The organism is Pseudomonas sp. MWU12-2319 (assembly GCF_023242525.1).
Taxonomy (GTDB): domain Bacteria; phylum Pseudomonadota; class Gammaproteobacteria; order Pseudomonadales; family Pseudomonadaceae; genus Aquipseudomonas; species Aquipseudomonas gingeri_D.
In genome coordinates this window covers 21,682-44,100 of record NZ_JALJES010000031.1, presented here as the reverse complement: position 1 = coordinate 44,100, position 22,419 = coordinate 21,682, and the positions used below count along the sequence as shown (strand labels likewise).

19 protein-coding genes are annotated in these 22,419 nt (G+C 60.1%); 10 read left to right on the top strand and 9 right to left on the bottom strand.

All coding sequences use genetic code 11. The features are described from left to right. The first annotated feature begins 19 nt into the window (after window positions 1-19). The 4 genes from M5C01_RS31630 (at window position 20) to M5C01_RS31615 (ending at window position 3,582) form a co-directional block, all read left to right on the top strand. The gene (locus tag M5C01_RS31630) at window positions 20-373 is read left to right on the top strand and encodes a RidA family protein (RefSeq protein WP_152742273.1); all 354 of its coding nucleotides are present in this window, start codon (window positions 20-22) and stop codon (window positions 371-373) included. A 261-nt stretch (window positions 374-634) separates the two neighbouring features. Then, entirely contained in the window at window positions 635-2,959 is a 2,325-nt protein-coding gene (locus M5C01_RS31625) for an S-type pyocin domain-containing protein (protein ID WP_248764457.1), read from the top strand. Then, a complete protein-coding gene (locus M5C01_RS31620; RefSeq protein ID WP_152742272.1) occupies window positions 2,956-3,246 on the top strand; it encodes a hypothetical protein in 291 nt (96 codons plus the stop codon). Before M5C01_RS31625 ends, M5C01_RS31620 begins: the two co-directional genes overlap by 4 nt. Window positions 3,247-3,315: 69 nt before the next feature. Then, entirely contained in the window at window positions 3,316-3,582 is a 267-nt protein-coding gene (locus M5C01_RS31615) for a colicin immunity domain-containing protein (protein ID WP_152742271.1), read from the top strand. Window positions 3,583-3,682: 100 nt separating this feature from the next. On the opposite strand, the gene M5C01_RS31610 is transcribed toward M5C01_RS31615, so the two are convergent. The 3 genes from M5C01_RS31610 to M5C01_RS31600 are packed head-to-tail and all read right to left on the bottom strand — an operon-like array spanning window position 3,683 to window position 7,477. Next, a complete protein-coding gene (locus tag M5C01_RS31610; protein WP_152742270.1) occupies window positions 3,683-4,984 on the bottom strand; it encodes an FAD-binding oxidoreductase in 1,302 nt (433 codons plus the stop codon). Next, window positions 4,981-6,069 (bottom strand): polyamine ABC transporter substrate-binding protein, encoded by a 1,089-nt coding sequence (locus tag M5C01_RS31605; protein ID WP_152742269.1) that lies wholly within the window; start codon window positions 6,067-6,069, stop codon window positions 4,981-4,983. Before M5C01_RS31605 ends, M5C01_RS31610 begins: the two co-directional genes overlap by 4 nt. Before the next feature lie 49 nt (window positions 6,070-6,118). Then, window positions 6,119-7,477 carry a glutamine synthetase family protein gene (locus tag M5C01_RS31600; protein ID WP_103495212.1) on the bottom strand — a complete coding sequence of 453 codons (1,359 nt, stop codon included), beginning with the start codon at window positions 7,475-7,477 and terminating at the stop codon, window positions 6,119-6,121. A gap of 174 nt (window positions 7,478-7,651) precedes the next feature. Here M5C01_RS31600 and M5C01_RS31595 point away from each other — a divergent pair, with 174 nt between their 5' ends. Continuing rightward, entirely contained in the window at window positions 7,652-8,560 is a 909-nt protein-coding gene (locus M5C01_RS31595; RefSeq protein ID WP_152742268.1) for a helix-turn-helix domain-containing protein, read from the top strand. Window positions 8,561-8,569: 9 nt separating this feature from the next. Here the strand turns inward: M5C01_RS31595 and M5C01_RS31590 are convergent, their stop codons facing one another. Next, window positions 8,570-8,971, bottom strand: coding sequence for a hypothetical protein (locus tag M5C01_RS31590; protein ID WP_152742267.1), 402 nt, complete (start codon window positions 8,969-8,971; stop codon window positions 8,570-8,572). Window positions 8,972-9,014: 43 nt separating this feature from the next. Then, window positions 9,015-10,190, bottom strand: coding sequence for a class C beta-lactamase (ampC, locus tag M5C01_RS31585; protein ID WP_152742266.1), 1,176 nt, complete (start codon window positions 10,188-10,190; stop codon window positions 9,015-9,017). A 246-nt stretch (window positions 10,191-10,436) separates the two neighbouring features. Between ampC and M5C01_RS31580 the strand changes: the two genes are divergently transcribed. Further along, complete coding sequence (locus tag M5C01_RS31580) at window positions 10,437-11,315, top strand: LysR family transcriptional regulator (RefSeq protein WP_152742265.1); 879 nt, start codon at window positions 10,437-10,439, stop codon at window positions 11,313-11,315. 190 nt (window positions 11,316-11,505) lie between these two features. Here M5C01_RS31580 and M5C01_RS31575 read toward each other — a convergent pair whose 3' ends face one another. After that, complete coding sequence (locus tag M5C01_RS31575) at window positions 11,506-12,318, bottom strand: glycosyltransferase (protein WP_248764456.1); 813 nt, start codon at window positions 12,316-12,318, stop codon at window positions 11,506-11,508. 236 nt (window positions 12,319-12,554) lie between these two features. Between M5C01_RS31575 and M5C01_RS31570 the strand changes: the two genes are divergently transcribed. Together M5C01_RS31570 and M5C01_RS31565 are read left to right on the top strand one after the other, a co-directional pair. Continuing rightward, window positions 12,555-13,589 (top strand): hypothetical protein, encoded by a 1,035-nt coding sequence (locus tag M5C01_RS31570; protein WP_152742264.1) that lies wholly within the window; start codon window positions 12,555-12,557, stop codon window positions 13,587-13,589. Between the two features lie 87 nt (window positions 13,590-13,676). Further along, the gene (locus M5C01_RS31565) at window positions 13,677-15,032 is read left to right on the top strand and encodes an MATE family efflux transporter (RefSeq protein WP_152742263.1); all 1,356 of its coding nucleotides are present in this window, start codon (window positions 13,677-13,679) and stop codon (window positions 15,030-15,032) included. A 21-nt stretch (window positions 15,033-15,053) separates the two neighbouring features. On the opposite strand, the gene M5C01_RS31560 is transcribed toward M5C01_RS31565, so the two are convergent. Further along, entirely contained in the window at window positions 15,054-16,088 is a 1,035-nt protein-coding gene (locus tag M5C01_RS31560) for a D-cysteine desulfhydrase family protein (RefSeq protein ID WP_152742262.1), read from the bottom strand. 179 nt (window positions 16,089-16,267) lie between these two features. Between M5C01_RS31560 and M5C01_RS31555 the strand changes: the two genes are divergently transcribed. Both M5C01_RS31555 and ggt read left to right on the top strand, forming a co-directional pair. Then, on the top strand, window positions 16,268-17,155 hold the full coding sequence (locus M5C01_RS31555) for a LysR family transcriptional regulator (RefSeq protein ID WP_152742261.1): 888 nt from the start codon (window positions 16,268-16,270) through the stop codon (window positions 17,153-17,155). A 171-nt stretch (window positions 17,156-17,326) separates the two neighbouring features. Next, complete coding sequence (ggt, locus tag M5C01_RS31550; protein WP_152742260.1) at window positions 17,327-19,054, top strand: gamma-glutamyltransferase; 1,728 nt, start codon at window positions 17,327-17,329, stop codon at window positions 19,052-19,054. A 44-nt stretch (window positions 19,055-19,098) separates the two neighbouring features. On the opposite strand, the gene M5C01_RS31545 is transcribed toward ggt, so the two are convergent. Together M5C01_RS31545 and arnT are read right to left on the bottom strand one after the other, a co-directional pair. Continuing rightward, window positions 19,099-20,640, bottom strand: a complete 1,542-nt coding sequence (locus M5C01_RS31545; RefSeq protein WP_103495199.1) for a glycosyltransferase family 39 protein — start codon at window positions 20,638-20,640, stop codon at window positions 19,099-19,101. Continuing rightward, a complete protein-coding gene (gene arnT / locus M5C01_RS31540; RefSeq protein WP_152742259.1) occupies window positions 20,637-22,328 on the bottom strand; it encodes a lipid IV(A) 4-amino-4-deoxy-L-arabinosyltransferase in 1,692 nt (563 codons plus the stop codon). The genes M5C01_RS31545 and arnT overlap by 4 nt, the downstream gene beginning before the upstream one ends. Between the last annotated feature and the right edge of the window lie 91 nt (window positions 22,329-22,419).

Here is a 22,419-nt window from a genome sequence, read left to right as displayed (position 1 = left end):
TATCCAAGGAGAAAGACCGATGACGATTCAACGCTTCCAGAGCAATGCGCGGATGTCCGGTGTGGTCAGCCATGGCGATGTGCTGTACCTCGCCGGTCAGGTACCGGGCGATCTGCAAGGCGATATCGAGTCCCAGACCCGCCAGGTGCTGGAGAAGATCGACGGGCTGCTGGCCCTGGCCGGCAGCGACAAGAACCGTTTGCTCAGCGCGCAGATCTGGCTCAAGCATATCGACCGCGACTTCGCGGCGATGAACGCGGTCTGGGATGCCTGGTTACCGGAGGGCGGTGCCCCGGCACGGGCCACGGTCGAAGCCAACCTGGCGCGGCCTGAAGTGTTGGTGGAAATCATGGTGATTGCGGCCAAGGCCTGAATCCAACCCCTGTAGGAGCCGGCTTGCTGGCGATGGGATCGACGCGGTGTCCTGTCAGACCGCGTCGCCTGGATCGCCAGCAAGCCGGCTCCTACAGGGGCTAACGACATCCGCTACTCGTCAGTCGGATGGTCAACCTGTAGCCCATGCCTTACGCGATAAAGAGTTATTCCCCTCAAAAGACAAGTTCTCTTCTTGCATCGCCTTCTGTCGGAGTAAACGACAGTAAACACTCTTGAGTGGATCAAGCGGAGACTTGATATGGCGGACGAGCGATATGTAGTCGGACAGGCTTTTGAAATCAGGCCCTTGCACATCGTTGCGGGAAGACCACAAACCTTCGGTTCCGGTGTGGGTGGGGCTTACAGTGGAAATGGCGATGGTTGGGGACTTCAGGAAGGGCCGAGACGGGGAGAGGGAGGGCCGGGTAGATTTCGTGACACGACCACGCCAAATGTCCTGTCTGACTTGATGGGGGGAGAAACGGACTTTCAATTTATTGCGGACGAATATGAGCCACGTCTCAAAGCGCTCCTGGTTAATATGGAACAGGAACTAGCGCAGAAAAAGCAGGCTGCCACAGGTGAAAGTGTCCTGTCTCCCGAAGAGGCGGCAAGGCTCGATCAAAGGGTTACGCTGGATCTGATTGATGTAAAGAAATCACAGTATATTTCCACGGCACCCGCCATTTATGGCCTTTATGGTCATAACCCGTTTTTCATGATGGAGGTTTTGCCGCGTCAGAAAATGCGTGAGCTTTGGCTCTCGGGAGCTGCTACTGCCGAATCCGTGAGCGGCTTGCATGCTCTTTTTGATACTGTCTACAGAGCGGCGCTGGAACTCAAGGTGCTGTCGCTTTCGATGGATGTCCTGGCTGCAAAGCTTGCGGAGCTGGACACCAAAAGGCGTCAGGCAGAGTCGGCTGTTTCCGTAAATGACGCTGCCTGGCAGGCGTTGTTGGAACAACGTCTTGGCGTCATCGGCGTGGAACGGGATATTCACGTCCAACGCCTGCCGGAGTTTCTTCAAACAGAACTTTCTATCGCCGCGGGCTCCGTGGCGGGGCTGGCACCGGCTCAGGCACTGATTCACTACAAAACCGTGCTGGACGATATGATCGCCGGCAAGCTTGCCGCGATCCGGCCCATCCAGGCGCCGCCGCCCTGGACAAGTGGTGGGGTCACCCTCACTTATCCCGCGACAAATCCCAAGATTGTTTCCCCCTTGAGCAAGCCGGAACTGGAAGCCCTGGCCAATCTGGTTCACTTGCAGGCGACCGGGCAGCTAGGTCAAAAATGGGCGAGCCATCACGATGCCCTGCTGAAATCAGAGTCCGCCAGATATCTGGGTATCGCCTCGAACGCCTTTGGTGCTTTGGCAGCTCGCGCAAGGGCGGTCGCCGACGAGCAAGCTCGATTGTTCGCAAAGACTGAAGCGAAACGCAAGGCGGCTGAAGCACATACTTTCAGGCTTGCTCCGACAGGCGCAACCCAACTCAGTGCGGCAGCGGGTTTCATCGCGATCACGACGGGCACCGGTTTGACGCTGGAAGCCGCCATTCAGTCGGGCATCCAGGCTCTGAAAACCCTTGGCAGCGCTGTGCTTGATCGCGCCACGGGTGTTGGAATTGGCCTGCTGCTGTATTCCCCCTCGTTAGGTAATAGCGATCTTTATCCGCCGACCACCTTGAGCCTGCCGGCCAGGGACTTGATCCCCGACCTGCCGGACAACCTGTCGGAGATAGCGGTGGCGGGTGGCACGGTGGATCTGCCGTATCGGGTGTACGGTGACCGTTCGAAGTACTCGTTGATTGCCACGCAAGCCAATGGTGGGTTATCGCCGAAGGTGCCGGTCAGGGCCTTGACGCTGGACCCGGCGGCGAATGCCTATACCTTCACCACGGCTGATACGCCGGCGATCACCCTGACCTTTCCGATTGCGGCCCCTGACGGCAGTTCGACGACATCGCCGGTACAGCCTGTAGAAATTCCGATCTACACGGGGATCACGCTGACACCCATCGAGGTAAAGGCCGAACCCTTGCCGGGGATGGATCAGTGGGATATTCGGGATGGTATCTATACTTTTCCTGCTGACTCAGGTTTGCCGCCCATTTATGTAGTGTTTAGCTCTCCGTATGAGGGGGCTACTACAAGGGGTGAACACAGCGGTCGGATGTACAATCCTGACAAGGCTGGAGGCGCAATCCAAAATCTCGACTGGACAACGGCGTCGGTTACTCAGGATGGTATTGATCTTGTTAAGTTGCATACAGGGCGATTTGCACCGTCAGATGCAAATGCAATAATGGTTGACCGATTAGAGAAAGTCTTGCGCGGTGAACTATCAATTGCTGACGTCGATAAACGATTTTATACACACGAAATCAGAGAACTTGAGCGTTACAGGGCACTAGGGATTGCGGATGGTGTCGTACCGAAGGGCAAAGACGCCGCCTCTGAGGTTTGGAACAATGCTCACACGGCAACCTTGGAGGATTACAAATTAAAAGATGAGGAAAATTTATTTTATACGTTCGATGCTATAAAGGCCGCTGATGAGCAGGTGTGGAGGGAGTTTAAATGATTGATTTTAAGTCGTTGGTGGAGGGCGAGTCTGTAAAAGATATTATTTCTTTTTTGGCTGGTAGTGAAAAAGGTATCGATTACCGCAGCCTAGATAGATTTTTTGTTCGCTATCGTTTTGATGTTGTCGAAAAAGGCGAACTTTTGTCTACTGTCAGAGAAATGGGGGCGTCAGGTGTTATACAACAAGGTGAGCATCCCATGACTTATATAAAGGGTCCTAACTGGAAAGAGCCCGCTTTTGTCGCGGAAAATAAATACTTTAAGGTCGTCAAGCTTGGTCGCTAGGTGATTTTCAGTAGGTGAGTTTTTAAGGTGGTGTGGCTATGTGGTCGAATTTACTTGGGGTGATGGCTTATGAATACTATGAAATTAATCGAGCTGGGCAGGGGCTTTTTAAATGGGAAAGTTAGCGCTCATAAATTCTCTGAAGATATATGTGTTGAAAGAAGGGGGCTGCGTGGTGTAAAAAATCGAAGCGAGGATGTTTTAAATTGTGGAGGGGAGTTATTTATGCTGGCCGAAATTTACAATCCTGATGAAGATAGGGCTGACTATGAGCTCGATGAAAATCAGCTCCGCGAGAAAGTCAAAGAGACCTTAGTAAAATTCCAGCTCCTCTGAGTATTTCCTTCAGCTCCGGGCCAACCAGGAAAGAACTCGGTTATCCTGTAAAAGCGGTAAAGAGTGTTCTTTCCTGGCCTTTGTTACTGTCAGTGCTGACTCAGCCCAGCGCTTCACGCAACCGATGCCACAGCATCCCCAGCGCCAGCAACGGCGAGCGCAAGGCCTTGCCCCCCGGGAAGGTCATATGCGGCACCGCGCTGAAGATATCCATGCCTTTGCTTTGCCCTGCATGGATAGCCTCGGCCAACAACCGCGCGGTCCAGTGGGTCACGTTGACGCCATGCCCCGAATAACCCTGGGCATAGAACACATTCGGATGCTGTTGCAGGCGCCCGACCTGGGGGAAACGATTGGCAGTGATGCCGATCATGCCGCCCCATTGATAGTCGATGCGCGCATCCGCCAGTTGCGGGAACACCTTGAGCATCTTCGGTCGCATATAGGCGGCGATATCCGCCGGGTCGCGTCCGGAGTAATGGCAGGCACCGCCGAACAACAGGCGCTTGTCGGCAGAAAGACGGTAGTAATCCAGCCCGACCTTCTGGTCGCACAGCGACAGGTTCTGCGGAATCAACTCGGCCGCCACCTCGGCGGCCAATGGTTCGGTGGCGATGATATAGCTGCCGGCGGGCAGCACCTTGCCGCTCAAACGTGGTTCCAGATCTTCCAGGTGCGCGTTGCAGGCCAGCACCAGGCTGTTGGCACGCACGCTACCGGCGGCACAACGCACCTCCACCGTACTGCCATGGATCAGCTCCAGCACCGGGCTATGTTCGAAGATCTGAACCCCCAGCGCCTTCGCCACCCGCGCTTCACCGAGCACCAGGTTGAGCGGGTGCAAATGCCCCGAACCCTTGTCGATCAGACCGCCCGCATACGCCGTGCTGGCCACCACCTGGGCCATGTCCTGGGGCCCGACAATCCGGGTTTCATGGGCATAACCCAGTTCCGCCAGATGCGCCTGCTCGGCCCGGAACGCCGCGAACTGCGCCGGGGTGTTGGCCAGTTCGCAGAAGCCCCAGCGCAGATCGCAGTCGATGGCGTGCTCGCGGATGCGATTGCTCACCACCTCGACCGACTCGATACCGGCACGCTCCAGATAACGCACGCCTTCCGTGCCGACATACTTGGCAAAACCGCTGACATCATGGCCGATGCCCCGAATCAACTGCCCGCCATTGCGCCCGCTGGCGCCCCAGCCGATCCGCCGGCCTTCCAGCAGCACCACCGACAGCCCACGCTGCGCCAGTTCGATGGCGGTGTTGACGCCGGTAAAACCGCCGCCGATCACGCACACATCGGCAGTCACCTGGGAGTCGAGCCGGGGATAATCCGGCATCGAACCGGCGGTTGCCGCGTAATAGGAGCGAGCGTGTTCCATTGGGCTGGCTTGACTCATTTGTTGGACTTCACTTTGCTCCAGGAGCGGGTCATCAGGCGCATGATCTCAGGTGTCGGTGTGGTGGAGATGTAGAGCTTATCGAGGACTTCCTGGGACGGATAGACCTCGGGGTTGTTCACCAGCGCTTCATCCATGTACTGCTTGGCCGCCGGGTTGGGGTTGGCGTAGCCGACGGTGGCGCTGACCTTGGCAATCACCTGCGGGTCCAGCAGGTAATTGATGAAGGCATGGGCCTCTTTCACATTGGCCGCATCGGCGGGAATCGCCAGCAGGTCGAACCACAGGTTGCTGCCCTCCTTGGGAATCGAATAGGCGATGTTGATGCCGTTCTTCGCTTCCTTGGCCCGGTTCGCGGCCTGGAACACATCACCCGAGTAACCGAAGGCAATGCAGATATCACCGTTGGCTAGGTCCGAGATGTACTTGGACGAGTGGAAATAGGTGATATAGGGCCGCAGGGTCAGCAGCTTGGCTTCAGCCTTCTTGTAGTCCTCGGGTTTCGAACTGCGTGGGTCCATGCCCATGTAGTTGAGCACCGCCGGGAACACTTCGTCGGCCGAGTCCATGAACGAGACGCCGCATTGGGTGAGCTTCTTCAGGTTCTCCGGTTCGAACAGCACCGCCCAGGAGTCGATATGGTCGATGCCCAGCACCTGCTTGATCTTGTCGACGTTGTAGCCGATGCCGTTGGTACCCCACAGGTACGGCACCGAGTGTTCATTGCCCGGGTCGTTTTTCTCCAGCAGCTTGAGCAGTTTGGGATCGAGGTTCTTCCAGTTCGGCAACTGCGAGCGATCCAGTCTCAGGAAGGCCCCGGCTTTCACCTGGCGGCCGAGAAAATGGTTGGAAGGCACCACCACGTCGTAGCCGGTGCGGCCGGCGAGCAACTTGCCTTCCAGGGTTTCGTTGGAGTCGAAGACGTCGTAGATCACCTTGATACCGGTCTTGCCCTGGAAGTCGGCGAGGGTGGTATCACCGATATAGTCGGTCCAGTTGTAGACGCTGACGGTCGGCTCGGCTTGTGCGGTGGCGCTGAACAGCAAGGCCAGTGCTAGCGGAACGACGGATTTCAATAGACGCATTCGACACCTCTTGTTGGGGTTGTTTTTCGGTCTGGGTAAAGGTTCTGGATCAGACGCTCAGCAGCAGGAACTCCCGCTCCCAGGAACTGATCACACGCTTGAAGTTTTCGTGTTCGGCACGTTTCACCGCCACATAGCCACGGACAAACTGGGTGCCCAGGTAGCGTTCGATGGTCGGGCAGTCTTCCATGTGCGCCAGCGCGTCCTCGATGGTGATCGGCAGGCGCAGGTTGCGGCGCTCATAGGCGCGGCCCTCGACCTTGGCGCTCGGTTCGATCTGCTCGACCATGCCCAGGTAGCCGCACAACAGGCTTGCGGCAATCGCCAGGTAAGGGTTGGCATCGGCGCCCGGCAGGCGGTTTTCCACGCGCATGGCGTCGGGACTGGAGGTCGGCACCCGCAGGCCGACGGTGCGGTTTTCCTCGCCCCACTCGACATTGACCGGCGCCGAAGTGTCCGGCAGGAAGCGGCGGAACGAGTTGACGTTGGGGGCGAACATCGGCAGCAGCTTGGGGATGTACTTCTGCAGACCGCCGATATGGTGCAGGAACAGCTGGCTCATCTGTCCGTCGGCATCGACGAAGATCGGTTTGCCGGTGACGCTGTCGACCACGCTCTGGTGCAGGTGCATGGCGCTGCCGGGCTCGTCGGCGATCGGCTTGGCCATAAAGGTCGCGGTGACGTTGTGCTTGAGCGCGGCTTCGCGCAGGGTGCGCTTGAACACGGTGATCTGGTCGGCCAGGTCGAGGGCATCGCCGTGACGGAAGTTGATTTCCATCTGCGCCGGGCCGTCTTCGTGAATCAGCGTATCGAGGTCCAGGCCCTGGGCTTCGCACCAGTCGTAGACGTCTTCGAACAGCGGGTCGAATTCGTTGGCGGCATCGATGGAGAACGACTGCCGACCGCTTTCCGCTCGACCCGAACGCCCCAATGGGGCCTTGAGCGGCAGGTCCGGGTCTTCACAGCGCTGGGTCAGGTAGAACTCCATCTCCGGGGCAACGATGGGCTGCCAACCTTTGTCGGCATACAGCTTGAGGACTTTCTTCAGGACATTGCGCGGCGACAACTCGATAGGGTTGCCCTGCTTGTCGAAGGTGTCGTGGATCACGATGGCGGTGGGCTCGATGGCCCATGGCACCACATACATGGCCGACGAATCCGGCCGGCAGATCATGTCGATATCGGCAGGGTCGAGCAGGTCGTAATAGACATCGTCGTCGACAAAGTCCCCTGTTACCGTTTGCAAAAGCACACTTTCCGGCAGGCGCATGCCTCGCTCATGCAGGAACTTGTTGGTGGGTGCGATCTTGCCGCGGGCGATACCGGTCAGGTCACTGACCACGCACTCTACTTCGGTAATCTTGTGTTCTTTCAGCCACGAAGACAGCTGATCGAAAGGGGCATTCATAAAGACCTCGTTGTTGGTTTTTTTCTGCGCCGGGTGATCTGTCTGCATCCCGGCCGAGCGGCGAGAGACTTCCCCTGCGGCGCATTGGCGACTATCTTGGGCGAGCGATGGGGGTCCCATCTATCCACTTTATGACGGCATAAGACGCACCAAATGAGTGCGAACGGTCATCCGATGACAGAGTCAAACGCCTTGCGGGTTCAAGCGTTCAATACCGCCGATGTGGCCGAACAGATACGCGCCACACCGGGTTGGGTGCAGCATTACCAGCAGATGTCGCCGGGGCATTTCGCCGGGCAGATTCGTTACCTGGACCTGCAAGGGGTGCAGATCTACGAGGAGTGCATGAACACCCGGGTCGAGCAGAACTTCAGTGCGCCGTCGGGGGCGTTGGCCTTCTGTTTCGATCGCAGTGACAACGCCTTGTATGTGCTCAACGGCGAGAGCCGCAATATCTGGATCACCCCCGAGAACTACCAGGAAGTGGCGGTGGTGTTCGGTCCGGAGTTCGTGCAGCAGCATGGCCTGGATGTGGCACGGTTGGAGGGGTTGTTCATGGCGCCGCTCAATTCGCAACAGAACGGCTTGTTCAGCCGCTGGCTGAGCGGGACCTTGACCCGTCTGGCGCAGACCTTCGATCCGCCGAGCCGGGAAAGCCTGACCCAGCAACTGCTGGATGACTGTCTCTACATTCTCGATAATGCTGTCTGCCTGGACCCAGGTTCCTTGCGGCGCCGCGCCGAGGAGCGTTCGATCATGAAGCGCATCGGCGAGTGGGCGGCCGATTCGCCTGATGAAACCGTCAACCTGCTGGAACTGTCCGGTTTCGCCGGGGTTTCATTGCGTCAGTTACAGCACACCTTCAAGGCCTACACAGGCATGACGCCGAGCCATTGGCTGCGCTTGCGCCGGCTCAACAGTGCCCGCCATGAACTGCTCGGGCGCAATGCCTTGGACAAGACGGTGGCCGAGGTGGCGATGAATTGGTCGTTCTGGCACCTGGGGCGGTTTTCGAACAGCTACCGGGCGCTGTTTGGCGAACTGCCCAGCGAGACCCTCAAGCGCGGTCAGCGGCTGCGCTGAGACCGCGTCTCAGGCATCACGCAACAGGTCGTTGGCGTTGAGCAGGGCGTAGGCGATCTCCGGGTTTTTCTCCAGGCCACGGCGGATCGCGGCCGGAATCGACTGGCGGGTCTTGCGGCACAGGCCGGGGTGTTCGGCGATCTGGATATCGATGCCACGCATGGTGCGTACTTCATTGAAGCCCGGGACGACGGACACCCGCAGACCCAACTGTTCGTATATCCGTTTTTGCAGGTGTTCGAGGTCGGCCAGGCTCTTGAGGTTTTCCAGACGCTCGAGCAGCACCTTTTCCTGCTGACGGGTCAGGCCCAGGATGCGCAGGTCGGCGCCGGCTATTTGCAGCAGTTGTTCCCGCTCGCAAATGCAGGCGCCGGGTGGGCAGGGCTGACGGATCGGAAGTGAGACTGTCATGGGTTCCGATCATAGCCAACCCGGCCGGCCTTTGCCTATCCGCTTACTTGACGCCCTCCAGTGCGTTCAGGATCTGGTAGGCGGCTTTTACCCTGACCGGGTTGGGATAGTTTTTGTTGGCCAGCATCACGATGCCGATTTTCTTCGCCGGCACGTAGACGACGTAAGCGCCGAAGCCACGGGTCGCCCCGGTTTTGTTGAACAGCGCATTCTTTTGCGGCGGCTGCGCGGGGTTGAATGGAGTGGTGATCTTGTGGGCCTCGTAGGCCATTTCCGAGGAGTTACCCGTCACTAACTGCTCAAGTTTGATCGGGTAGGGGTAGAACTCCCATCCCAGCCCCTGGGTGGTCCCATCGATCTGGTAGTAGCCGCTCTGCGTCAGATCTATGGCTTTGTGCAGCGGAGCTTCGAGGGTTTCCGGCTGGAGGTTGGCCTCGACAAAACGCAGCAGGTCGGTTGCGGTGGTCTTGATGCCGTAGGCTTCGGCATCCAGTGCGCCCGGGCCGACCCGTACGGATTGGCCATCCTGGGTGTAACCCTCGGCGTAATGGCCCATCTGCGCCGGCGGCACGTGGAGATAGGTGTGCTTCATGCCCAGCGCCGGCAGCAGGTTTTTTTCGATCAGTTCGTCGTAGGGTGCGCCGAGGCTTTTCGCGGCCACATAACCGAAGAGCCCCAGGCTCGGGTTCGAATACTGCCGATAGGTGCCGGCCGGATAGGTCGGTTTCCATTGCTTGAAGTAGTCGAGCATCTTGTCCTGGGCGTCGAACGCGTCCGGGAACTGCAGGGGCAGGCCACCTGCGGAGTAGGTGCCGAGTTGCAACACCGTGATGTTGTCGAAGGCGCTGCCTTGCAGCTCCGGCAGGTAGTGGCTGACCCGCTCCGACGGGACGAGCTTGCCCTGGGCCTGGGCATAGCCGGCGAGGGTGGCGGCGAAGGTCTTGCTGACCGAGCCGATCTCGAACAGGGTGTCATCGGTCACCGCTTGCCGGTTGCTCTTCGAGGCCATTCCGTAGTTGAAGTGATATGGCTTCCCGTTTACCAGCACGGCCACCGCCATGCCGGGAATATTCTGTTCCTGCATGATCGGGGCGATAGCGGCGTCGACGATGGACTTGACGTCGGCCTGGGGCGTGTCCGCCGCGAAGCTGTTGCTGGCGCCGATCAGCAGGAGGGAGGTCACCAGGACTTCCAGTTTGGCAAGGTTCTTCTTGAACATGGTTCAAAGGCTCCCAATATGTTTCATTATGTTAACCGCTCGCCCAGGAGCGGTTTTTTGTGTCGAAAATACGCCGGTGCGATTATCCGGCTGCACTGACGAGTGAGGAAAATCCCCGATTTACGCGGCTTTCCGTGAGTTTCAGCGGCCCATGCAAATGCCAGGACGCCGAATGTAGTCAGTGGGCGGGAAATCGACAAACAATGAAATTTCGGATTAGCTATTAGAAAAATTAGGGGCTTGATCATGGTTCGACCGCACTTGCCGTTGAATGCGCTGCGCGCTTTCGAGGCGTCCGCGCGGCACCTGAGTTTCACCCGGGCGGCGATTGAACTGTGCGTGACTCAGGCCGCGGTGAGTCATCAGGTCAAGAGCCTTGAGCGCCAGTTGAAGGTGACGCTGTTCAAGCGCGTTGCCCGCGGACTGATGCTGACAGCCGAAGGCGAAAGCCTGTTGCCGGTGCTCAACGAGTCCTTCGACCGGATTGCCCAGACCCTGGGGCGGTTCGAGGGCGGGCATTATCGGGAGGTGCTCACGGTGGGGGCGGTGGGGACTTTTGCGCTGGGCTGGCTGTTACCGCGCCTGGCGGACTTTCGCGCCCGGCATCCCTTTATCGATTTGCGGCTGTCGACCCACAACAACCGCGTCGATGTGGCCGCCGAGGGCCTGGATTTCGCCATCCGCTTCGGCGCCGGGGCCTGGCACGGGGTAGAGGCGATGCACCTGCTGGAAACGCCCCTTTCAGTGCTGTGCACCGCGCCGATTGCCCGGCAACTCAAAGCCCCCGCCGATGTGCTGAAGCAGACGCTGCTGCGCTCTTATCGGACGGACGAGTGGCCGCGATGGTTTCAGGCAGCGGGCTTGCCGGACGAAGGGCGGGTACCGGAGAGCATCGTCTTCGATTCCTCGCTGGCGATGATGGAGGCGGCGCTTCAGGGGGCGGGTGTGGCGTTGGTGCCGGTGATGATGTTCTCCCGGCAATTGGAGGCGGAGCTTGTTCTACAACCCTTCGATGTCGAGATTGCCACGGGCAGCTACTGGCTGACGCGTTTGCAGTCTCGTCCTGAAACCTCGGCGATGGCGGCGTTCAGGAGTTGGCTGGGTGAGGCCGTGGCCACGCTTTGAGTCGCGCTCAGGCGTGAAGCAGGGCAATGGCGAAGGACACGACAACGGCGCAGGCAATGGCAAAATTGAGATTCATGGGGGCTTCGTCCGGGACTGTGGAGGCGGGCCTATCCTGGACGGATCGCGGGCAAATAAAAAATTCTGTTTTGCGATTTGAATGATCAATCGAAATGATGATTCAAACGCCGGGTTATAGGTACGGCGAAGCGGGCAGGGCCGCAACGGGCTCCGGGCTCAGGCGGTTGTACATTTTGACCCGACGGTGGTTCTTGGCAAAACCGCCGGTGGCCGCCACTGTCCCGCTCTGGATATGGTCCAGATAGCGAAACAGCTGGCGCGGCGCAATGCACTCGACCCGGTAGCCGAGTTCGGTCATGCGGTCTTGCAGCTCGTAGCCGGGGTTGCCGCCGCTCATATGGAAGTGCAGCCCGTGATGTTTGATCAGCCGCGCGTTCCACAGCGTGCAAAAGCTTTTCAGATGCTTTTCCCGGAACGGCCTCGGCTCCCTGGCATTCATCCCCAGGGCGCGCAGGCCGCGTCGGGTGTAATGCTTGGCAAAGCGCGAGGTCAGGCGCCAGGCCGAGCGGATCACGCCCCGATTCAACTGCTCCAGGCAGCCGACCGCGACGACGTCCTCCGGGGTCGAGCACTGCCGGATCATCAGGCCGAACACGTCCGGATCATGGATAAAGGTGTCGGTGTGCAGCAGAAACAGGTATTCGGTTTCGACTTCCGCCAGGGCCAGGTCCAGAGCTCGGCCATGGGCGGCGCTCCCGCATTCAGGGGCGCCACTTTTGCGCTCGATCAGGTTGATCCAGTCCAGGCTGTGCAAATACTCGAGGCTTGCGTCGTTCGAATTGTTATCCACCACGAATACCGGGACATCGGTTCCATGCAAGGCGGTCTTCAGCAATTCCAGACAAGTCCGCGTCAGCTCATGGGTCTTATAGTTGACTAGCACAATGCTGTAATTCGCTTGCAGGGGACGCGTGCGCACCATCATGGAAAGCCTCGCTTATGGGCCGATGTAAGTGCCTGGGAGGTCAGGCGTGGGCGCATTCTGCAAGGGGCCAGGTTTCAGGCGTTTCTCCGTTGGGTAACTTTTTTGACACCTGCCCGTACCATTGATTGTCAGGTGAAAGTCGGCAGTACGGGGGCCATCAGGTTCGCGACCTATACTCAAGGCAGGTGATGCCGGCGGCACGCCCGTGCTTGAACCGGTTTTAGGGAGTTGCGACCTTGAGCCTGCGTGCGCTGATTGTTGCCTTGATGGTGCTGCTGGCCGGGTGTGCCGGCCATGAGCGCGCCTCTGAGGTCGCGGCAGCGGCTGCGGTTTCGCCGGGGATCTGGCAGCAAGTCGATGTCGATCTGATCCAGGCTTCCGAGCAAGCCACCGTGCAAGCGGATGCCTGGGCACGCAGTACCATGGAGTATTGGCGTACGCGGATCTATCAGCAGACTGACGAAAAATTCATCCCCTGGTTCGACGGTTACTGGACCCAGGAGTGGTTGTCGATCAAGGTCGGTTGGTACCGGCTCAATGACCAGGGCGAGCAGGATCCATCGGCCAAGCGTCTGGCGAGTTACCTGCAGGAGCAATATCGCGCGCGGGTGCTGGCCCCGGTGGCAGTGGAGATCGATCCCGACTCGATCATGGATCAGGCGGCGCAGTTCTATCTCGAACAGATGGGCAAACAACTGACGGTGATCGCCCAGCGGTATGGCGTACCGGCGGATCAGCTCGCCCAGCACATCAATCAGATTCCGGCGATCTCCCTGGCCCCGCCCGCCGACCACAATGCCTCACTCTATCAAGCGCTGCATGCCGCGCCGTTGAGTCAGTTGCCGGCCTATCTCGCCTTGAACGCGCGTACCCACCTGGGGGGAGGCGCAAATGACGGAACATCGAGTGCGGGGATCAATTCGGTCGCCCGGCAGACCAGCGAGAAGCTTCAGTCCGAGTTCACCAGCCGTGGGGTGGCCGGTGCGGTCGCGACGGCGGTCGGTCGGGTTGCCGGGGCGATGATTTCCCTCGGGGTCGCGGGTTTTCGCGCGATCGTCCACGAGCATGAGCAGCCGGATACCCGGGTGCGCATTCGCAAGACCCTGGGGGAGGCTTTCGACAAGGCGTGGCTCAAGCTGGTGTCGGACCCGAGTGGCGGGGTGACGGCCACGACCCACTATCTGGCGGCCCAGATCGAAGGCTATCTGACGACAGCGGTGGAACAGCGGGTGCTGGTCGAACCGCCAGCGAAAGTGACGCCGCATCCTTGATCAAGGCGAGGAAAATTCAACACGGTCGGCGCTATAAGGTAGAGTCGGCGAGCACGCAGATGCAATTATTTGGAACTCGACCCCTTCATGCAAAAAAATGCTCAGCGCCCGCTTTGGCAGCTCTATCTGGTTTTTCTGGCACCCATGGTGCTTTCCAATTTCCTCCAGTCGCTTTCCGGTACGCTCAACAGCATCTACATCGGCCAGATGCTCGGCACCCAGGCATTGGCCTCGGTGTCGGGGATGTTTCCGATCGTATTCTTCTTTATTGCCCTGATCATCGGGTTGGGAGCGGGAGCCTCGGTATTGATAGGGCAAGCCTGGGGCGCCCGCGAGCCAGACTCGGTCAAGGCGGTAGCCGGCACGACGCTGGCGCTGGGCGTCTTGATCGGCTTGGTCGCGGCAGTGCTGGGCAGCGTGTTTGCGCGCCCGGCGCTGATCGGCTTGGGTACGCCCGCTGATGTGCTCGACGAGGCAGTCGGTTATGCCCAGGTGATGATGCTGATCATGCCGCTGTTGCTGGTCTTCGTGCTTTTTACCCAGTTGTTGCGGGGCATCAGCGATACGCTGTCGCCGCTGCTGGCCTTGGCGGTCTCCACCGCCACCGGCCTGCTCCTGACCCCGGCGCTGATTCGTGGCTGGCTCGGTTTGCCGCAGATGGGTATCAAGAGCGCTGCCGTGGCGGGGTTGGTGGGCACGGCATTGGCGATGGTTTTCCTGGCCTTGCGCCTGCGGCATAAAGCCAGTGTCATGGCCCCGGACTGGACATTGCTGAGGGCGATGCGCCTGGATTGGAGCATCTTGAGCAAAGTCCTGAAGATCGGCCTGCCCACGGGTTTGCAGATGGTGGTGTTATCACTGTCCGAACTGGTGATCCTGTCCCTGGTCAACCATCACGGTTCCCAGGCGACGGCGGCGTATGGCGCGGTGACCCAGATCGTCAACTATGTGCAGTTTCCGGCGCTGTCGATTGCCATTACCGCTTCGATCCTGGGGGCCCAGGCCATTGGGGCCGGGCGTCTGGAGCGCCTGGGGCCGATTCTGCGCACGGGCTTGATGATCAACGCCTGCCTGACCGGTGCCCTGATTGTCCTGGGTTATATGTTGTCCCACTGGCTGCTGGGTTTGTTTATCACCGATTCGATCACCCGCGCCCAGGCCGAGCACCTGCTGCATATCATGCTCTGGAGCATTCTGGTGTTCGGTTTCCAGGCGGTGATCGGCGGCATCATGCGCGCCAGCGGCACGGTGCTGGCGCCGGTGTTTATCTCGATCTTCTGTATTGTCGGGGTGGAGTTGTCGGTGGCCTACCTGCTCGATGCGCGTTTCGGGCTGGAAGGGGTCTGGATGGCGTTTCCGGTGGCCTACATCTGCATGCTGGTTTTGCAGAGCGCGTATTACAAGGTGGTGTGGCGGCACAAGCGGATCGAACGGTTGATTTGACAGGGTGCTCCGGCGACCGCTTCAGGCTCGCTGCAGTGACTCGCGATAGGCGTAGAGCCCCGGCGAGCCGCCGGTCATCACGAACAGCAGGTTGTCGCCGCTTTGGTAACGGCCGTCACGCAGGTCGGCGAGCAATCCGGCCAGGGCCTTGCCGGAATACACCGGATCGACCAGCAACCCTTCGCTACGGGCCAGCAGGCGTACGGCTTCCAGCATGGCCTCGGTGGGCACGCCGTAAGCGCAACCCCGTTGGCTGCCGTTAACCTGTATCGATGCGCGTTCCAATGCGTGGGGATGTCCCAGCAAGTCGAGGGTGTCGCGAGTCAACTGCCAGGTTCGCTCGGCCGAGACGGTTTCTTCGGCCAGCACCGACCAGGACTTCACCAGCGCCGCGCCTCGGCCCAGCACCTCAAAGCCGGCTGCCAGCCCGGCATGGGTACCGGCACTGCCGTTAGCCACGAAGACTCGTTCGAAGTGCAGTCCCAATCGGGCCTCCTGCCGGGCGATTTCCTGGGCGCAACTCGCATACCCCAGGCTGCCGAGTGCCGTGGAGCCGCCGACAGGGATCACCAGGACCTTGCGTCCGGCCTCTTGCAACTGTGCTGCCCGTTGATTGGCAACGGCCAGTGAATCAGCTCCGGCGGGCAACAGATGCAATCTGGCGCCAAACAACTCGTCGAGCAGCCGATTGCCGTTGTATTCGTAATCGAGGCCGGAAACCGCTGTCGATTGTGTCAGCATCAGTTCGCAGTCCACTCCCAAACGTGCAGCGGCCGCGGCGGTGAGCCGGGCATGATTGGATTGCAATCCGCCGACGGTGATCAGCGTGTCGATGTGCTGGTGCAAGGCCGCACCGAGGTGAAATTCAAGCTTGCGCAACTTGTTGCCGCCACCGCCCAGGGCCATGAAATCATCGCGTTTGAGATACAGGCCGATGCCTTTGGCCGCGGCTCCCAGCTGCTGTTCAAGGCGATACGCGCGCTGGATCGGCGTCGGGCCCTCAAGCAGTCGGGCGCGGGGGAAGGTGGCGAGGGTGTTGTCCAGCGAGGCGGTCATGGTCGGTCTCCCGTGAGTATGCCGTTCAGGGTAGGGGCCGACCGGGTGAGGATAAAGGCACCCTGCGTTCGTTGATTGCCAACCTTGGATTAGTAATCGATAAGGCCTCCGCTTGATTGACTTGCCGTTGTGGCCAGGCATGATGGCGAGCGTATTTTGCCCGGCCGAAGGTGGCAGTGATGAGCAAGCTCAGGCAAATGGAAGTGTTCGTTGCCGTGGTGGAGGCGGGGAGTTTTACCGAGGCGGCCCCGTTGCTGGGAATGTCGGCGGTGATGGTGGGGCGGCATATCCAGCAGTTGGAGCAGGTGCTCAAGGTGCGTCTGATCCAGCGCACCACCCGGCGCCAGACGGTGACCGCCGAAGGCCGGCTGTTCTATGACGAGGCCCGATTGGCACTCGAGCAGGTCGATGCCGCCTTTGCCCGTCTTGAGTCTTCCGCCGACAAACCCGGCGGCCTGCTGCGGATAACGGCGCCGATGACGCTCGGCGTCTCCTTCGTAGCGCCGCTGGTGGCGGCGTTTATGCGCGCCTTCGAGGATATCCAGGTCGAGCTGATCCTCGGCAACGAGATCATCGACCTGCAGGAACGTGCTTTCGACCTGGCGTTTCGGGTTTCGGAGGGGGTCGATATCAACCTGATGTCGGTTGCGCTGAACCCCTATCAAATGCTGATCTGCGCAGCGCCCGAGTATCTGCAACAGCACGGCACCCCGCTTGAACCCGCCGACCTCCATCGCCATCGCATCCTCGCCCACACCTCCTGGAACAACCGCTTTGCCTGGCCTTTGAGCGATGGCACGGAAGAGGTGCCATGGCCGGAAAAAGCCGTGTTGAAAAGCAATGACGGGCAGGTGTTGTTGCAAGCCGCGCTGGCCGGTAACGGTATCCTGATGCAGCCGGATTTCCTGCTGGCTCCGGCGATTGCCGAGGGGCGCCTGGTCCGTTTGCTGGACGCCTGCATCCCGGCGCCCAAGCCGGTGCATATGGTCTATCCGCGCTCCAGGACGCCGGTGCCCAAGCTGGACGCGTTCATCGGTTTTGTTCGCCGATGGGCCCGCCAGGAGTGATTGTTCTTGGTGGCATCAAGTGTTTGTCATGTCCCCCTGGCTCAGCGTGGTACCCGTAAAAAGTTGCGCATTGGTACTAGGTAAATACCGCTGGAGCGCCTACCTTGGTAAAGGCCTGCGCAGGCAGGAGTCTGCGTTGTTCCCCGCAAATAAAAACAAGAGAGTCGGCTTATGAAGTTTGAACCCCTTGCGCGTTCGCTCCTGGCGACGGCACTGATTCTGGCTATTTCCCCTGTTCATGCCGCTTCCCAGGCCCCGGTCGCGGGCGAAAATGGCATGGTCGTCACGGCGCAGCACCTGGCTACCCATGTCGGGGTCGACGTGCTCAAGTCCGGCGGCAACGCGGTCGATGCGGCGGTCGCCGTCGCTTATGCGCTGGCGGTGGTCTACCCGGCCGCCGGCAACCTTGGCGGTGGCGGCTTCATGACCGTGCAACTGGCCGACGGTCGCAAGACCTTTCTCGATTTCCGCGAAAAAGCGCCCCTGGCCGCCACGGCCAACATGTACCTGGACAAGGACGGCAACGTCGTCCCCAACCTGAGTTCGAAAGGCCATCTGGCGGTCGGCGTACCGGGTACCGTCTCGGGCATGGAACTGGCGCTGGAAAAGTACGGTACGAAAAAACGCGCTCAGGTCATGGCCCCGGCCATCAAGCTGGCCGACGAAGGCTTTGTGCTGGAGCAGGGCGATATCGACCTGCTGCACACCGCCACTGACGAGTTCAAGAAAGACATTCACGATTCGGGCTTGATCTTCCTGAACAAGGGCGAACCGATGCAGGTCGGCCAGAAGCTGGTGCAGAAAGACCTGGCCAAGACCCTCAGGGAAATCTCCGCCAAGGGCACCGACGGCTTCTACAAGGGCTGGGTCGGCAAGGCCATCGTCGATTCGAGCAAGGCCGGCAAGGGCATCATCACCCAGGCCGACCTCGACAAATACAAGACCCGCGAGCTGGCCCCCATCGAGTGCGACTACCGTGGCTACCACGTCGTTTCGGCGCCGCCGCCGAGCTCGGGTGGTGTGGTGATCTGCGAGATCATGAACATCCTCGAAGGCTATCCGATGGCGGACCTGGGTTATCACTCGGCCCAGGGCGTGCACTATCAGATCGAAGCCATGCGGCACGCCTACGTCGACCGCAACAGCTACCTGGGTGATCCCGATTTCATCAAGAACCCTGTAGCGCACCTGTTGGACAAGGGTTACGCCGAGAAGCTGCGGGCGGCCATCGAACCGCAGAAGGCCGGGATCTCCAAGGACATCAACCCTGGCGTGGCACCTCATGAGGGCAACAACACCACCCATTACTCGATCGTCGACAAATGGGGCAATGCGGTATCGGTGACCTACACCCTCAACGACTGGTTCGGTGCTGGCGTCATGGCAAGCAAGACCGGGGTCATCCTCAATGACGAGATGGACGACTTCACCTCCAAGGTCGGTGTGCCGAACATGTACGGCCTGGTGCAGGGTGAGGCCAATGCCATTGCCCCGGGCAAGACACCGTTGTCATCGATGAGTCCGACCATTGTCACCAAGGACGGCAAGACGGTCATGGTGGTGGGGACGCCTGGCGGCAGTCGGATTATCACTGCAACCTTGCTGACCATCCTCAATGTCATCGACTACAAGATGAACATCCAGGAAGCGGTGGACGCGCCGCGTTTCCACCAGCAATGGCTGCCGGAGGAGACCAATATCGAGGCCTTTGCCCTGAGCCCGGACACGCAGAAGATTCTTGAAGGCTGGGGTCACAAGTTTGCCGGTCCTCAGCCGTCGAATCACCTGGCGGCGATCCTGGTCGGCGCTCCGTCCCTCGATGGCAAGCCGGTAGGCAACAACCGCTTCTACGGCGCGAACGATCCGCGTCGTAATACGGGGCTGTCGTTGGGTTATTGAGGCTGAAATAAACAAGGGCACCTTTCGGTGCCCTTGTTTATTGGCTAGAGGCCTTTGGCCTTGGGGATATAAGCCACGCTGCCACTCTCTTTCTTCTTGGCCAGTCGCGCACCATTGGTGAGCTCGGTGTTGACCACATCATGGTCAGCTGAGAGGTAGCTCAACGGCACCTCGTCGTGCTTGCTGTAGCTGGTGACGATCAGGGTACGTGACGGATCCCAGCGCTGACCGCTGGTTTTCTCCAGCCAGGCCATGAACGCAGCGCTGTCGCCGGTACGCGGGTAGTCCTGGGAATCCTTGATGTAGTAGAACGGTGCGCCCTGGTTGTTCATGTACATCGGCAGCTTGTTGTCCACCTCGATCATGACGATTTTCCATTCGTCCCAAGGCATTTGCTGGCTGGCCTTGGCGCGTACGTCGTCGGCGAACTTGGTCACGCCGCCGCCGCTGTTGGTCCACGGGTAGAGCACGCCGATCACCAGCAGCAGGAGCAGCGCCGCCGCCGCGAAGCCTTTAGACCAGCCGGGGCCCGCGACCTTGCCGGCCGCACGCTTCTCTTCCAGGCGTCGGGTCACCCACCAGGCCGCCAGCAACTGGGCGAATGGCACCAGGGGCAGCACGTAGTAGCTACGACGACTGCCGCTGAGGGTGAAGAACAGGAACAGCAGCCCCAGTCCCCAGACCAGCCAGCGGGTGTTGGGCTCGATCTTCTTCCATTGGCGGATGGCGACCCACAGGCCGAGGATCCAGAACGGTGCCCAGGGCAGGGTGTAGGCCGGCAGGTAGATCAGGTAGGTGTAGATCGGCCCCATATGGTCGAAGGGATTGAAGAAACGGACCACGTTTTCCTTGAACACCAGCGCCAGGCCGCTTTCGCCATAGGTCGGCGAGCCATAGAAATGCGACAGCACGAAAGGAATGGCGTACAGCGCGCCGGCAATCGCCAGGGCGACGAACAGCCGTGGGTTGAGGTGGCGTTTCCAGCGCCCGTCAGCCAGTACGTGGGGCAGCAGGATCAGGCCCGGCAGGATGAAACCGATCAGCCCCTTGAGCAGGGAAGTCAGGGCCAGGATCAGGAAAAACACCGTGTAGCGGCCCAGCCGGGTATCGTCCGGCCCGCGCCAGTACCACCAGATGGCCGCGACCACACCGAACACCGTGAGGATATCGGCGGTGGCCACCCGTGCCCAGAACACGAAATAGAAGGTGGTCGCCAGCATCCAGCCGGCGATCAGACCGGTGCCCTTGCGCCACAGGCGCTCGCCGATCAGGTAGACCAGCCAGACCGTCAGCCAGGCGGCAATCACCGACGACAGGCGCAGCGACCAATTGCCCAGGCCGCCCATCAGGCCGGCGCTGGCGGTGATCAGCCAGTAGGACGGCAGCGGTTTGTCGTAATAAGGCGAGCCCTTGAGGTAGGGGTCGAAGTAGTTGCCCGACTGCAGCATCTGCAGGGCGATGTTGGCCCAGCGCGTTTCCGCGCCCCACAACTCGCGTTGGCCCAGGCCCACCAGCAGCAGGACGGCCGATACGATAAGCAGAAGCGTCAGTGCGCCTTTGTCAGTTTTCCAGAAACTCTGATTCATGGTTGGGTCTGCGGGAAGATCATGATGATGGTATTACCCTTTTGATAACGCTTGCCGTCCAGTGGGAGCTGCTCGACTTCGCGCATTTCGTCTACGCTCTTGACGCGTAGCACTACACCGACCGAACCCTGTTTACGGGCTTCAGTCATCCATTGTTCGACGTTGGCGGAGTTGACCTGCCGCTCGGCGGCATCAGGATAGTCGAGACCGTACTTCAATTCACCCGCTGTGTTGAACAAATCCACCCGCGGGCGTTGCAGGCGCCAGGCCAGGGAGGAGGCGGCGCCCAGCTCATTGCTCAGCAGACGGTTGGTCTGGCGCAATTCATTGACATGTTCTGCAATAAATTGGTCCGGCATCTGGTTGTTGACGATGCTGGCCGGCATGCCCGCCGGCAGCAGCGCCACCAGCAAGCCGATCCCCAGCGCCGGCATGGCCCAAAGGGTGAGCGGACGTAGCGCTTGCAGGGCGTTGGCGATGATCCAGCCCATCAACATGATGAACACCAGCGAGAGATTGAAGACTTCCGCATGGCTGTTGGCGTAGATCGAACGGCTGGTTTGCAGGTAGATCAGGGCGACCATGGCCACCACGCCAAGGACCAGGTTGAGCCAGCCATTGAGCCGCAGCATCCGGCCTTCGGCGTGGGTCACCCGATCGATCAGCGCATTGCCCATCATCAGCGCCAGCGGCAACAGGCACGGCATGATGTAGGTCGGCAGTTTGCCTCGGCTCAGGCTGAAAAAGGCCAGGGGCAAGAGGAACCACAGCCACAGGAAGCCGGTACCGGGCTGGCGCTTTTGCTCCCAGGCCTGTTTGAACGTCGGTATCAGCAGCACCGACCACGGCAGGCAAGATGCCACCAGCAGCGGCAGGTAGAACCACCAGGGCCGGGCGTGCTGGGCGTTGTCGCCGGCGAAACGCTGGATATGTTCGTGCCAGAAGAAGAAATTCCAGTAGTCGGGCTCCTGGGCGTTGACCGCCAGCACCCAGGGCAGCGCGATGATCACCGCCACGATCACGGCCAGCGGGCCATAACGCAGCAGCTCACCGAGGCGGCGTTGCCAGATCATATAGGGCAGGGCGATCAGTACCGGCAGCAGCAGGGCGAGGAAACCCTTGGTCAGGAAACCCATGCCGCAGGCCAGGCCCAGGCCGGCCCAGGCGTACAGGCGCTGGCGTTGCTCCTTGCTGTCGACCGCGAACCAGAACGCGAACAGGCTCAGGTTCGACCACAGGGTGAATTGCGGGTCGAGGTTGGCGTAGCTGGCTTGCCCGGCGATCAGGCCGAAGCTCATGAACAGCAGGGCCGAAGCGAAGCTCTTGCGCGGGTCGTTCCACAGGCGCCGGGCGATCAGGTACGTCAAGAGTACGCTGAGGCCGGTGGCCACGGCTGATGCCACGCGAACGCCGAAAAAATTCTGGCCAAATATGGCCTGGCCGATGGCGATCATCCAGTAGCCGGCAATGGGTTTTTCGAAGTAGCGCAGGCCCATGAAATGCGGGGAGGTCCAGTTGCCGCTTAACAACATCTCCTGGCTGATCTGGGCGTAGCGTGGTTCGTCGGGGATCCACAGGCCGTGGCCCATCATGGGCAACAGGTAGAACACTGCGAAGGCCAGCAGCAGCACCGGCACGGACCAGCGCCTGAGCGTCGCGGCGGAAAGTGGAAACACGTGAGGGTTCATGGGTCGACCTTAGCGGTAAGCGCCGCAGCTAGGGTTTGAGCGGGGCAGGCACAATGCATGGACTTGATGGCCCGATCCAGGGTTTCGATGT